Genomic DNA, 12,342 nt, shown 5'->3' on the forward strand with positions numbered 1-12,342 from the left:
AAATATACAGACTTACAACTTTTGGTTGGTAATACCATAATGGAAATTTATCATTCATTTTAGAAAATACTATAGATTACTAATTTAATAAAAGCTAGTGAAATAAGTGCCATACCGCCACGGTATCTCCAGATTCCGCTAACAAGCAGCGAGATGACGAGTTTAAGTTCTCATTGGCATTACTACATATAATGCACTTGAATCGTCTTCATCAGTGATAATTGTAGCACTATTACCATCGGCCAAGCTAAACTTACATTTATTTTTTATGCAGGATAGAACATCAAGTAAATAACGCGAGTTGAACCCTATTTCTATAGGGGCTTCATTGTAGTCCACTTCTATGGATTCAGTTGCATCACTGCACTCTTGGGAGTTTGAATGCAGAGTTAGTAGCTTTTCTTGTAGTGAGAATTTAATGGATTTTACTTTATCAGATACAACAACGGAAACTCGATCTATAACATCTGAAAGTTTTTTACTTTCAATAATCATATGCTTATCTTGAGATGCTGGAATAACTGCTTTATAATTTGGAAAAGTTCCATCTATTAATTTTGATATTAGAATATATTCACCGCATGTAAACTTGATTTTTCTGTCTGAGAGTTTTACTTTAATTTCATTACAATCGTCCAATATTTTTAACAGCTCCATAACAGTTTTACGTGGAATGATCACACCAAATTCGCCATTGATGTTCCCAGGCTTTGGCCTCTTTATACATGATAAACGATGGCCATCAGTTGCAACGCAGTACAGAAATTGCTCATCTGTATGTAGATATATTCCATTTAAATTATACCTTGTATCATCTAGTGATACAGCAAATTTTGTTTTAGTTAATAAGTCTATCAGGTCTGTATTTAGTAGAGTAAAATCATGTTTATAATTGTCTTCTTCAAGAGCAGGAAAGCTGCTTGAAACTACATTCGGTAAAGAAAAGTTTGCATTTCCGCAAGACATCAATAATTTTCCTTGGTTATTTACTTCAAAATTGACATCCAAATCAGCGGGTAACTTCTTCACTATGTCATGTAAAGTATGCGCTGAAATTTTTACTTCTCCTTCTGTTAATACGGTTGCAGCAAGTGAGGCAAACATTGAAATGTCAAGATCAGTTGCCATTAATTTTATGCTGCCGTGTTGTGCTTTGATATTTATACACGCCAAAACATCTATTGCATTACGCCTTTCAACCACTCCACTTACTCTGGATAATGTATTTAAAAGACTTGTGCGGCTCACGCTAAAACGCATCTGCTCGCACACAGAATTTTGCTTTTTGATTTCTGTATCTACACCTGCAACCTCTGACATTGCTAACTCTCAAAAATATATTTTAAATGATATCCACATCCCATATAAAGTAAAGTGCTATTTATCGAAAGGGCAGTCTGTTTTATACTACAACTGGAAAATTACCTATTCTGTTACAATAATTTACTTTGTATGGCATAAATCATGCATTTTTTGATACGCTTTTTGAAAACCAAGTAGGGAATAAGTATCATCAATGGTCACTGTTTTTGTTTTTCCATTAACTACCATTGATAATCCCTGCTTCATTTTTAGAATGAGATCTTGATCTATTTTTGTATGCTCTGCCCACGCAAAACTTCCCTGTATTATGGGCAGTGTATATTTAATTTTTTTGTCGATATTGAGAGCTACAGGCTCCTTATCATACTGAAAACCAGAGGTAACGCTTACCTCATCTGCTTTTTTATCAACATAACTAACCATTACATACGGCTTGCGATTGGTTGTATAATATTCGCTTTTTTTTTTAGGATAGGATACAATATAACATACTTTCTCTCCATCTTCCAATGCAGTATACACGAGCCAATCTTTATATTTTTCCTTCAATTGTACATCACTAACCGATGCAAAAGCGCCTATCGAAAAAAATATTAGAAATATAAAAAAACTACGCATGCAAACCAAATTTCAAACTTTCAGATTGTATATATTGTTTTACCTTAGCCATCGCCTGCTCAGCCAACTGCCTTATTCTTTCTCTTGAAACACAATATTTTTTACTAAGTTCATCCAGAGTTTGAATGTTTTCAGACAAATATCTACTGATAAAAATGTCTCTTGCCCTTTCGTTGAGGCTCGCTAGTGCATTGTTTAAAATTGTTTCTTTTAATTCTTTTTCTTCATGATTCTGATAGGTTACTTCTTGACTAACCAAGTTACATGGGATCATATCTTGTAGCTCCCTTTTAGAGTCATCACCTATTTTTATGCAATCGTTTAGCGACTGATCCTTACAAGCCATACGGTAATTCATCTGCAGAACGTCTCCTTCGGATACAGAAAGCTCATTAGATATTGCTTTTATTTCTTCATTATTTAAGGTTTCCCTGTTTGTATACTGTAAAATTCTTTTTTTTATTTTACGTAAACTAAAAAACAATCTTCTTTGTGCTTGCGTTGTGCCTATTTTCACAAACGACCAAGATTTCAATATAAAGTCTTTTATTGAAGCTTCAATCCACCACACCGCATAAGTTGAAAAACGAAACCCTAAATCAGGATTAAACTTTTTCACTGCATGCATTAAACCCATATTTCCTTCCATGACCAGGTCCATCAACAATAGTCCATAATTTTTGAATTTCATTGCAATTTTCACTACCAAATTCAAATGGCTGGTAATCAATTTATGAGCAGAAGAAACATCCTTATATTGGTTCCAATTTTTTGCTAATCGTACCTCTTCCTCTTGAGACAGCATAGGAAATTTTTGCACCCTAGCAATATATTGCATGAGATTGGTTCTGCTATCGACACATAAGCTTGCCATTGGGGTCAACATAACAACTTAAATTAAAACTTCATGCATATAATATATTGATTTTCCAGCAAAAATTCAAGCTTTGATTTGAAAAAAGTACAAATTTTTCATCTAATTTCTTGGAGACAGTAGGCCGCAGTGTTAGCTAATTGGATAACATTATGTAACTTTAGATGATATTCTACCAGTACAATGGTAAACGTTACAGCTTAAACACATAGCAAATAGTGTTATTCCAGTGCCTTGACACTGGAATCCACATTTCTTTTTTCTAGATCCCAGTGTCATGCTACTTGGATGACAAGAAAAACCCCACTGGGATAACAAGACTGAGATAGACTAGAAATTAAACGCTACTCCAGCTTCTGCACCAACAGTGCTGTAAAGAACTTTGAGTTCCCCTTTGTCTTTGCCTGCAGCAGCATCTTTATCAAAATGAGCACCAAAAGAACCGAAATAACGAGCTCCAGCATAAAGTTTGACTTCCGGAGTTACATCATAACTAACACCAGCTTTTACTTGACCAGCAAAACCAAATTTACTTTTTTGATCATTCACAGCGTCTTTCAAAGGAGTGCTAATATACGCTGCACCAACACCAACACCAATATATGGAGTGATAGGCATATCTTCAATTGCTATATCGTAATAAACGTTAACTAGTCCTGAAATTGCTGTTACACTGTCTGCAATAGTATCTGGCATAAATCTTGCATCTGTAACATTATTTTTGTTTAGGTATGAATAAACTCCTTCAACATCAACCCTGATGTCGTCCATTTTGTAACCAAACGCACCACCACCAGCTAGAAAAGACGCTTTTAATGGACTGTAATCACTATTGTCTTTCGTATAGGTAATACCATCAACTTTTGTGAAAAGAGGTAAAATTTCACCGTTGTATTGCAAACGAATATAGTAACTAGTTTCTTCATCACTTATTGGACCAACAGGATCTGAAAAAGCAGAGTTTGATAAACTTAGCAACGTTGCTAAAGCGGCTGCTGAAAAAAACTTTTTATAATGCATAATTGTCCTCGTAAAAAAATTAAAATTCCACTTTAGCAGTCTAAGTAACAACTAAAGTTAAGTCAAGTGCTAACTTAATAACACAAAATATTCTACATTTTAACTAATTTTTAGGAGAAGACAAAGATTTTATTAATGAATAAATACGACTTTTGATTTTTTGGTATAGCTAACACAGGTAAGATTTACTATCGAAAGACCTCGTCATCTCGCTGCTTGTTAGCGGATGAGAAATCCACAACTGTACGAACATTGCAATTTGGGCCTACCAGGAGGGCAATGCCTCTTATCCAAGTACCATCTTCTTGTCATCCCAGTCTGGGATCCAGGAATTTTATTAAGTTGGTAAGCATAAAAGTAGCCGTTTTATGTTAAAACACAATGTTCTTGATGAGATTACGGCAAGGCTGGATTCCAGACTGGAATGACATCGTTTACTATGTGCCATATTGCAATGTTTGTACAGTTGTGGAATGAATCACGGTATGACGTAGGGCTATGCTAGTATAGGTACATTATATGAAGAAGTACTAGCGTTGGGAATATTAGAAAAAAAATACTTACACTAAAAGAAACTTCAGTAGTAAATTCAAAAAGGAAGTTTAAACCCAGATGGTAAACCCATCATACCTGCAAGATCAGAAGTTGCATTCGCCATATCTTCTTCTGCTTTTTTAACGGCATCATTAAACGCTGCTGTTACTAAATCCTCTACTATATCTTTTTCCTCATTTCTCATAAGTTCTAAGTCTATGTTCACCTTTTTAGCTTTATAGCTACCTATTTTTATGACTTCCACTAATACAGAAACTTTGCCACCACCAGAAATACCTTGAAACTCTTTTCCAACATATTTTTCTTGAGCTTCTGCAAGCTTTTTTTGCATCTCTTGCGCTTGTTTCATTATTTGACTAAAATCCACAACTTACTCCTTATTTTCTATATTAACTACTTTTGCACCTTTAAACGTGTCAAGGATATCCTTAACTGCAGGTGCATAATTTAAATTACTCACTTCCCTGTTTATATAACCTGTATCAACTGCAATAACCCACTCTTGCTGAGTCACCTGGTTTAAGTAATTTTTTAAATCATTGCAAAAATTACTATCCAACTTAGATACAGCTTTTAATTTTAAATATCCAGGTTTACAATCTATTAATTGTAGATTATTACACAGTTGTTTGTAAAGATAAATTTGGTTACTTCGCCTTAATAGTTGCAAAATCTTATCAAAATCGTAATTTTGTTGTTTATTTTCCACATGGATCCCAGTGTCACGCACTGGGATGACAGAGTGGGGTTGTTGTTTACTTTCCACATATTTTTTTGGATCCGAGTAGTCAGCTACTTGGATGACAGAGGGGGAAGGTGCAACAGGTCTGCCCTGTCTATTTCCTTGCTCTACATTCTGTGAAAGAACTTTTTTGATCACCTGTTCCGGAGAAGGCAGATCAGAAAGATAACAGAGGCTAATTAACATCATTTCAGCAGCAACATCGTTGCATGTTGAAGTTTTTATATCTTGAATACCTTTAAGCAACATCTTCCACAATCTCGAAAAAAATATTAAAGATCTCTTTATACTTAAATCTTTTATCCTATTCTTTTCATGCTCTGTAACTGCATTATCAATCTCTTTTGTAATCAAAAAACGGCATACTAACTGAATTGTTTGCAATAGACCTTCAAAAATACTAAGTGGGTTTGCTGTTTTTACCGCCTTGTCAAACACTGATAGAGCTTTCTGTAAATCACCTTCTAATATTGCCCCTAATAGATCGAATATAATATCTTTATCCACTAGGCCAAGTATGTCTGTCACATTTTTAGTGGATATTGCACCATCTTTGCTATATAGCACTGCTTGATTCATCAAAAACAAGGCGTTACGCATTGAATTTCCAGAGTGTCGTGCAATTAATTCTAATGCTCCCTTTTCAATGGAATAACTCTCTTTTTGTGCAACATCATTTAAACGTTCCACTATTTTAGCTACAGGAATGTTGTGTAAATCAAATCTTTGACAACGTGCAATAATAGTTATTGGTATCTTTTTTATTTCCGTAGTTGCTAAAATGAACTTTACACTAGATGGTGGCTCTTCTAGGGTTTTAAGTAATGCGTTAAATGCACTGCTAGATAGCATGTGTACTTCATCTATAATGTAGACTTTGAATTTAGAGCTTATAGGTGAATAGCAAATATCTCCCAGGATTACTTTAATATCGTCAATGCTAGTGTGACTTGCTGCATCGATTTCAATTACATCTGGATGGCTTGAATTTTTTATTGCTAGACAATTTTCACATGATCCGCAAGGTTCAAAAATTGGCCCCAGGGAACAATTCAAACATAAAGCTATTATCCTTGCAGTGGTGGTTTTACCAACTCCACTACTACCAGAGAGCAGTATAGATTGTGGGATTTTGTTTAAAATAAAAGCATTTTCTAATACACGCACTAATATATCTTGACCTACTAGATCTTTGAAGCTACTAGGACGATGTTTTAATGCTATATTCATAGCCTCGGATAAAACAAATAATGAAATAGGTATGCAACCCAAAAAGGTTCTGATATGGCTGCTTCATTTCTGATCTGACCAAATTACAGAGTTTTTGCCTGCATACCTTATAAAATATTATACTTTTTTTTTTATTTAGCAAGGTATATCCTATATTAGCTCTATAATTTGATATGTTAAATTTTTTACAGTGCTATTTTGAAGTAAATAAAAAGTTAGTTGTCATGCAAGTCACTACAAGATTGTCACTCCAATGTTTATTTATGTCATTTCAGCGCTTATTTATGTCATCCCAGTGCCTAGGCATACAGCTGTATGAATGTTGTGATATAAGAGCAATTTTTACCGAAAAGGATGTCATCCCAGTGCTTGACTACTTGGATCCAGAAAACTTAACTGTAAATGAGCGCACTAGGCAATTGTATAACAAGAACTGGATTCCAGTGTCAGCTACTTGCATGACACTACCTGCTACGCAAACTTCTGTGGACTACAAAGAAAGTTCGTACAGTTGTAGGTCAAGCCATAGAGTAACAAAAAAAGGATATTGGTATAACAAAAGAGGAACATTATGATTTTATATCATTTTCCTCTTTGTCCATTTTCACGAAAAGTTAGAGCTTTTCTAAAAGAAAAAAAATTAGGCTGTGATCTAGTGTATGAAAATCCGTGGGAAAAGCGGAATGAATTTATGGAGATCAATCCAACCGGGCAAGTACCAGTGTTAATAGATAATAACTTTGTAATAGCGGATAGTAATGCCATTTGTGAATATATAGAAGAGACTTACAATAGCGACGTCAAATTACTTGGTTCATCCACTATTATTAAGTCTAAAATACGCGCTCTAATCAATTGGTTCGATAACAAATTTTACAATGAAGTTACTAAGTATATTATGAATGAAAAAGTAATTACTAACCGCAGCCCTGACTCTAGATTTCTTCATGCAGCTCAGCATAACCTGCCTTGCCATATGGAATACATCGAACACTTAATTAACAAGAACGTTTGGCTTGCAACTGATAAGTTCACTTTAGCTGATATTACTTTAGCATCGCATATTTCCGTAATGGATTATGTAAGTAGTTTTCCATGGGAAAAAAGTAAAATTTTAAAAGAATGGTACTCCATTGTTAAATCAAAGCCTTGTTTTCGTGAGATATTATTAGAGAGGATTTCTGGTTTAATCCCTCCTAAACATTATGCTGACCTTGATTTTTAACTTATGTTAGCTTTAAAGCTACAGTCATTCCTTCATCAGTTGGAATCAATATAGAGAAATATTTTTTTTCATCTGATAATCTATTATTAAACTCCCTCATGGCATGCCATGATTTTTCTGATACTTCTTTTGGAGGCGATTCTAAAAATACTGTGTTAAACAGTAGAGTGTTATCTGCAACGATTAGCCCATCTTGTTTAATGTATGACTCTGCCCAATCTAAATACTTAGGATAACTACTTTTGTCAGCATCAATAAATATCATGTCAAATGGTGCTTTTGCTGATAATTCATTAATTTTTTCCAGTGCATCGCCTTCTATTAGAGTAATTTTATCACTTAGATTAAAAGCACTAAAATTTTTTTTTGCTATTCTTGAGTGTTGAGGATTATTTTCTATTGTATATATATGACCGTCTTTTAGTAGAGCTTTTGCCATGCAAATCGACGAGTAACCGTATAACGTGCCAATCTCAACAATACTTTTGATTTTTTGGATTTTTATAAATAAACTTAATAGCTTTCCTTCTTCAGGGCCAATTTGAATATGTTGCTTTTTTTCAAGAATACAATATTCTTCTATTTTTTTATATTCTTTTGCAAATAGATTTCTTATGTATGACAATTTTATACTAAAATTATTACGCATATATTATAAATTAGGGAGACTTAATTCATACACAATTTATAAATATAATAATATAGTTTAAAATAATAAAAACATTTATTTTAAGTTATTATTTCATAGTATAAAATTTTAAGTGACAAAAATTATTATATATCGTACTATAGTTAACTAGTATAATAAACAGTCGATTATTATGCTAGAATTAAAGGGATTGTTTATGCGCATTTCTCTTTTTAAAATATAATTTTTATAATCAATTAGAGGGGGTTATATGTCTTATACTATTGCTGGTGAAGTTGAAACGTTAAACAAAAAATCTAACAAGAATGAAGGGGTTATGTTACTACATAATCCAGCTTATCGTGAAAAGTATAAAGAACGTTTTGATGAAGCTCAGAGAAAAGTTATGGATATGGTTCAGTTTTATGATGGGACAATAGTATTAATAGAGAATAAAATCGCTATGTATTACTACACTTGGCACAGTAAAAAAAGAGAGTTTGAGCGTAAAAAACAACAAACAGTAGTGAAAAACAATGACTCAGCATAGAGTCTTTTATATGGTAAGCTACAGTGGTATTACTTCACTATAGCTTTTCCATATAATTTATCTATCACATTAGTGAAATATTTCAGCTCTTTATACCCTCCATGTTTAACTTTATTATGCTCTATATATGATTTATCATCGTTAAGCTTGATGAAAAATATTGGAGTGGCTGTGATACCAAGTTTATTAATTGCCAGTGATTTATCATTTACGATTTTATCCATTATTTTCTTATCATTAATGCATTGGTTAAATGCATCTTGCTTTAAGTTGCTTAGTGCAGCAATTCTTTGTAGTAAAGTCAAATCACTTAAATTGTAGTAATTCCACGAATCTATTGAGTTAAAAACAGCTTTGTTAAAATTAAAGTAGTCTTCTTGTTTTTCGTAGCAATGACTTAGCATTGCAGCCTTTAGCCCTCTGTAATCCAAAGGAAAATGACGAAATATATATAACATCTTACCTGTGTCTATATATTTCTCTTTAATTTTAGGAAAAACATTCCTATGAAAAAGAGAGCAGTGATAACAAGTTAATGAAGCATATTCTATCATTAGAATTGGTGCTTTTGGATCTCCTAATAATTTATCATTAGGTAATGGCGATAATAGCTCATTTGATGTTATTTCATTGGGTTTTTTTTGAATGTATTGGTTATCGGATAAATCTTGCTTAACAACTGCATAAGAATTAACACTTATGAAAATTAATAAAAACAATAGTCTAAAAATCATTACAATATAAACACTTAACTTACTAAAAAAAATTATACATTTATATTAATAATGTCAAGATAACTTTTGTTTAGCAAGGCTTTCAGCCCTATCTTTAAATGCAGCAATTATTTTACTTTGTGTATACTTATATACTGAGTTTAATAAAGTGGAAAATGAGTTGGACTTAAACTTAAACTCTATATAAAACTTTACCATAGTTTTATTTTCATCTATGGGAATGAATTGCCATTCATTGTATAGATGTTTAAATATTCCATTTGATGATACAGCTTTTATCCAACCTTCATTTGTTCCACTTGGAGAAAGAGAAGTAACTTCTGATGTATATCTACCTTTAATTCCATGAAAAGCTGCGAGGAGATCCACAACCATTTGGTTGTTAATTTTTTCTTTTATATAAACGGCTTTGCACCAAGGAACAAAATCAGGATACCTTTCAACATCAATTACAATTTGGAATACTTCATTAGGCAAACATAGGAAAACACCCTGTTCTTTGTATTGATGAAGCATAAATGTTAAACCAATCAAAATAGGATCCGTATCTACCGTCAGCCTTAGTAGATTCCTGAGACTAAAGTTAAGGTGGGCATCGCGTATCAATTTCAACGAAATTAACAGAGGCAATTCCCTTGACTAGAAATTATCGCTCGGGAAATTTAACTTAACTCATAACGCATAGAACAGACCCTTAATTAATTGTAGATGATTTATACAAGGTGTGTCTATAGATATATTAAAGCTAGCGATTATTATTTAATCTTTATTAAACTTTGCATTCTAAGTATCATAGCTAATAAATATATCTTATGAACATTACTAAAGTTTTAACTATCATTGTTTTTATTGTAATTTCTTCAAGTGCTTACACTAATTGTACAGATCACAAAATTTTTGTGCATACTATGAAGCAACAAGTGGATGGTATATCTACAAAGGAGAATAAAAAAAACCGGGAATGTGTGCAAAAAAAGCTTCAGGAGGTCATTCAAAACAATGTTAACCTCAAAGGAATATCGCAATTCGTCATAGGAAAACATTGGGCTTTAGTTAAACAAAAAGAAAAAGAAGATTTTTTAAGAGAGTATGAAGTGTATCTTACGCGTTTGTGCGTTAAAATTTTATATAAATACATGCATGATAGTGAAATGATCATAATGAGTACAAAAGCAGTTGACGATGAAACTTGCTTAATTGGTACAAGATTTTCTTACGGTGATGAAGAATTTACAAATATTGATTTTAAAGTTACTAAAAATAACAGTTCTTTCTTGATAAGTGATGTTGTAATGAGTGGAATAAGTATTGCTATTAATCAACGTTATCAATTTAGTGAAAAAATCGACACGCATGGCATAGCAAGCGTTATAGCTGAATTAAAATGCAATAACAATCCATGATATATATGCCTCATTGGCCTAAGCCACTTGGTAGCAGGCCGAATGATTTTTCTCTTGATCGCATAAAAGGCTTTCTTAGCAAACTAGATAACCCCGAGAAAAAAGTGCCTCCCGTAATTCATATAGCTGGAACTAATGGGAAAGGCTCAACACTAGCATTTATAAGATATATAATGCAAGCAGCAGGGTATAAGGTACACGCATACACTTCTCCACATTTAGTGAGTTTTAATGAGAGGATAGTGATAGCCGGCAGCTATATCGACGATAATGAATTATATAGCTTATTAGAAGAATGTCGTGCAGTAATTGCAGAACAACCTATCACTCTGTTTGAAGCTGCAACTATTGCAGCTTTTTTAGCTTTTTCTCGTCATAAAGCCGATATAACTTTAGTTGAAGTGGGTATGGGTGGAAGGCTTGATGCAACAAATGTTATAGATAATCCGATTTTAACAATAATTACTTCCATTGCACTTGATCATACGGAATATCTTGGCCCTACTGTAGAAATTATAGCAGGTGAAAAGGCTGGAATAATGAAACCTAATGTTCCTTGCGTAATAGCACCGCAAGAAAAATCTATAGTGAACACGCTAAAACACCACGCAATAAATAAGAAATCTCCCTTGTATAGAGGAGGTCTTGAATGGAATTGCAAAAAAAAGAACAACAAAATGGTTTTTCAATCAGCTATTCAATCAATAGAATTTCCTTTGCCATCTTTAAAGGGTGATCATCAGGTGATTAATGCAGGCAATGCTATTGCAGCATGTAGTATTTTAAGTGGAAAGTATGAATTTGATATTGGAGAAGAGGATATCACTTCAGGTTTACAGTGCACTTATTGGCCTGCACGGCTAGAGTCTATAAAAGAAGGTAATTTAATTTTCCTACTACCGAAAGATTGGCAATTATTTTTAGATGGTGCACACAATAATGATGGTGCTAGAGTACTATCTCAGTGGGTAAAAGATAATTTTGCTGAAGGTATTTATATGGTTTTTGGTGTTACTAGTAACAGAAATGTGGAAGAGTTCTTAGAGCACTTAAAGCCATATATCAAGCTACTATGTGCGGTTTGTGTTAAGTCTGAACCTAAAGCAACAAATACAAATTTGATTAGGGAAAAAGCCAATAACATAGGAATAAAAGCAGTTGAATGTGAATCAATTGGCGATGCAATATCAAATCACATATTAAAAGCCTCTACCCAAAACGTCAAAACCATACTAATCTGTGGCTCATTGTTCCTAGCTAGAGACTTCGCTATGGAGAATAGCTAACTTTGATGATATTAACTGACCGATGGGGAAATAACTTTGATTGCTCATAGTACTGCTTGGCTTTTCGTTATCGACTTCTATAGTACTTCCCAAAGTAAATGATAAAGGTATAATAAGCTATTTGAGTTATAATGGCGTATAGTGTGGATTTAAG

Annotated in this window: 14 protein-coding genes, 2 other RNA genes and 1 pseudogene; 5 read left to right on the plus strand and 12 right to left on the minus strand. The window is 33.2% G+C overall.

The window, feature by feature from the left end:
• Positions 1-162: 162 nt before the first annotated feature.
• The 8 genes from dnaN to ffs form a co-directional block, all read right to left on the minus strand.
• Complete coding sequence (gene dnaN, locus WOCAOBSORBRA_RS03515; RefSeq protein ID WP_038199350.1) at positions 163-1,320, minus strand: DNA polymerase III subunit beta; 1,158 nt, start codon at positions 1,318-1,320, stop codon at positions 163-165.
• Between the two features lie 123 nt (positions 1,321-1,443).
• The gene (locus WOCAOBSORBRA_RS03520; protein ID WP_006279310.1) at positions 1,444-1,941 is read right to left on the minus strand and encodes an invasion associated locus B family protein; all 498 of its coding nucleotides are present in this window, start codon (positions 1,939-1,941) and stop codon (positions 1,444-1,446) included.
• Positions 1,934-2,827 carry an RNA polymerase factor sigma-32 gene (locus WOCAOBSORBRA_RS03525; protein ID WP_174515941.1) on the minus strand — a complete coding sequence of 298 codons (894 nt, stop codon included), beginning with the start codon at positions 2,825-2,827 and terminating at the stop codon, positions 1,934-1,936. Before WOCAOBSORBRA_RS03525 ends, WOCAOBSORBRA_RS03520 begins: the two co-directional genes overlap by 8 nt.
• Positions 2,828-2,965: 138 nt before the next feature.
• Complete coding sequence (locus WOCAOBSORBRA_RS03530) at positions 2,966-3,133, minus strand: hypothetical protein (RefSeq protein WP_174515942.1); 168 nt, start codon at positions 3,131-3,133, stop codon at positions 2,966-2,968.
• 12 nt (positions 3,134-3,145) lie between these two features.
• A complete protein-coding gene (locus WOCAOBSORBRA_RS03535) occupies positions 3,146-3,835 on the minus strand; it encodes an acyloxyacyl hydrolase (RefSeq protein ID WP_155969456.1) in 690 nt (229 codons plus the stop codon).
• Positions 3,836-4,424: 589 nt separating this feature from the next.
• The gene (locus WOCAOBSORBRA_RS03540; RefSeq protein ID WP_010963017.1) at positions 4,425-4,757 is read right to left on the minus strand and encodes a YbaB/EbfC family nucleoid-associated protein; all 333 of its coding nucleotides are present in this window, start codon (positions 4,755-4,757) and stop codon (positions 4,425-4,427) included.
• Positions 4,758-4,760: 3 nt separating this feature from the next.
• Positions 4,761-6,362, minus strand: a complete 1,602-nt coding sequence (dnaX, locus tag WOCAOBSORBRA_RS03545; protein WP_012673353.1) for a DNA polymerase III subunit gamma/tau — start codon at positions 6,360-6,362, stop codon at positions 4,761-4,763.
• A gap of 15 nt (positions 6,363-6,377) precedes the next feature.
• Positions 6,378-6,477: signal recognition particle sRNA small type (ffs, locus tag WOCAOBSORBRA_RS03550), an RNA gene on the minus strand.
• A 232-nt stretch (positions 6,478-6,709) separates the two neighbouring features.
• Between ffs and WOCAOBSORBRA_RS06290 the strand changes: the two are divergent.
• Together WOCAOBSORBRA_RS06290 and WOCAOBSORBRA_RS03560 are read left to right on the plus strand one after the other, a co-directional pair.
• Positions 6,710-6,826 (plus strand): annotated as a pseudogene (locus WOCAOBSORBRA_RS06290) (WPE palindromic element domain-containing protein); the annotation flags it as partial.
• Between the two features lie 107 nt (positions 6,827-6,933).
• Positions 6,934-7,587, plus strand: coding sequence for a glutathione S-transferase family protein (locus WOCAOBSORBRA_RS03560; protein ID WP_065094500.1), 654 nt, complete (start codon positions 6,934-6,936; stop codon positions 7,585-7,587).
• Between the two features lies 1 nt (position 7,588).
• Here WOCAOBSORBRA_RS03560 and WOCAOBSORBRA_RS03565 read toward each other — a convergent pair whose 3' ends face one another.
• Positions 7,589-8,236 (minus strand): O-methyltransferase, encoded by a 648-nt coding sequence (locus WOCAOBSORBRA_RS03565; protein ID WP_010081993.1) that lies wholly within the window; start codon positions 8,234-8,236, stop codon positions 7,589-7,591.
• 250 nt (positions 8,237-8,486) lie between these two features.
• Here WOCAOBSORBRA_RS03565 and WOCAOBSORBRA_RS03570 point away from each other — a divergent pair, with 250 nt between their 5' ends.
• Entirely contained in the window at positions 8,487-8,765 is a 279-nt protein-coding gene (locus tag WOCAOBSORBRA_RS03570) for a DUF2671 domain-containing protein (protein ID WP_006279425.1), read from the plus strand.
• Positions 8,766-8,794: 29 nt separating this feature from the next.
• Here WOCAOBSORBRA_RS03570 and WOCAOBSORBRA_RS03575 read toward each other — a convergent pair whose 3' ends face one another.
• From WOCAOBSORBRA_RS03575 to ssrS, 3 genes are all read right to left on the minus strand, one after another.
• Positions 8,795-9,499 (minus strand): DsbA family protein, encoded by a 705-nt coding sequence (locus WOCAOBSORBRA_RS03575; RefSeq protein WP_038199341.1) that lies wholly within the window; start codon positions 9,497-9,499, stop codon positions 8,795-8,797.
• A gap of 54 nt (positions 9,500-9,553) precedes the next feature.
• Entirely contained in the window at positions 9,554-10,015 is a 462-nt protein-coding gene (locus WOCAOBSORBRA_RS03580; protein WP_010963012.1) for a type II toxin-antitoxin system RatA family toxin, read from the minus strand.
• A gap of 19 nt (positions 10,016-10,034) precedes the next feature.
• Positions 10,035-10,195, minus strand: a non-coding RNA gene (ssrS, locus tag WOCAOBSORBRA_RS03585) — 6S RNA.
• 116 nt (positions 10,196-10,311) lie between these two features.
• On the opposite strand from ssrS, the gene WOCAOBSORBRA_RS03590 reads away from it, so the two are divergent.
• The gene (locus tag WOCAOBSORBRA_RS03590) at positions 10,312-10,902 is read left to right on the plus strand and encodes an MlaC/ttg2D family ABC transporter substrate-binding protein (RefSeq protein ID WP_010963011.1); all 591 of its coding nucleotides are present in this window, start codon (positions 10,312-10,314) and stop codon (positions 10,900-10,902) included.
• Positions 10,899-12,188, plus strand: a complete 1,290-nt coding sequence (locus tag WOCAOBSORBRA_RS03595) for a bifunctional folylpolyglutamate synthase/dihydrofolate synthase (RefSeq protein WP_174515943.1) — start codon at positions 10,899-10,901, stop codon at positions 12,186-12,188. The genes WOCAOBSORBRA_RS03590 and WOCAOBSORBRA_RS03595 overlap by 4 nt, the downstream gene beginning before the upstream one ends.
• Positions 12,189-12,342: the final 154 nt, after the last annotated feature.

It is taken from the genome of Wolbachia endosymbiont of Cardiocondyla obscurior, from assembly GCF_902713635.1.
Classification (GTDB): Bacteria; Pseudomonadota; Alphaproteobacteria; order Rickettsiales; family Anaplasmataceae; genus Wolbachia; species Wolbachia pipientis.

Excerpts from the sequence above, each read along its gene's own strand:
- WOCAOBSORBRA_RS03525 (WP_174515941.1), bottom strand. The coding sequence starts at position 2,827 with ATGTTGACCCCAATGGCAAGCTTATGTGTCGATAGCAGAACCAATCTC.
- WOCAOBSORBRA_RS03535 (WP_155969456.1), bottom strand. The coding sequence starts at position 3,835 with ATGCATTATAAAAAGTTTTTTTCAGCAGCCGCTTTAGCAACGTTGCTA.
- WOCAOBSORBRA_RS03570 (WP_006279425.1), top strand. The coding sequence starts at position 8,487 with ATGTCTTATACTATTGCTGGTGAAGTTGAAACGTTAAACAAAAAATCT.
- WOCAOBSORBRA_RS03575 (WP_038199341.1), bottom strand. The coding sequence starts at position 9,499 with ATGATTTTTAGACTATTGTTTTTATTAATTTTCATAAGTGTTAATTCT.
- WOCAOBSORBRA_RS03520 (WP_006279310.1), bottom strand. The coding sequence starts at position 1,941 with ATGCGTAGTTTTTTTATATTTCTAATATTTTTTTCGATAGGCGCTTTT.
- dnaN (WP_038199350.1), bottom strand. The coding sequence starts at position 1,320 with ATGTCAGAGGTTGCAGGTGTAGATACAGAAATCAAAAAGCAAAATTCT.
- WOCAOBSORBRA_RS03595 (WP_174515943.1), top strand. The coding sequence starts at position 10,899 with ATGATATATATGCCTCATTGGCCTAAGCCACTTGGTAGCAGGCCGAAT.
- WOCAOBSORBRA_RS03590 (WP_010963011.1), top strand. The coding sequence starts at position 10,312 with ATGAACATTACTAAAGTTTTAACTATCATTGTTTTTATTGTAATTTCT.
- dnaX (WP_012673353.1), bottom strand. The coding sequence starts at position 6,362 with ATGAATATAGCATTAAAACATCGTCCTAGTAGCTTCAAAGATCTAGTA.
- WOCAOBSORBRA_RS03560 (WP_065094500.1), top strand. The coding sequence starts at position 6,934 with ATGATTTTATATCATTTTCCTCTTTGTCCATTTTCACGAAAAGTTAGA.
- WOCAOBSORBRA_RS03580 (WP_010963012.1), bottom strand. The coding sequence starts at position 10,015 with ATGCTTCATCAATACAAAGAACAGGGTGTTTTCCTATGTTTGCCTAAT.
- WOCAOBSORBRA_RS03565 (WP_010081993.1), bottom strand. The coding sequence starts at position 8,236 with ATGCGTAATAATTTTAGTATAAAATTGTCATACATAAGAAATCTATTT.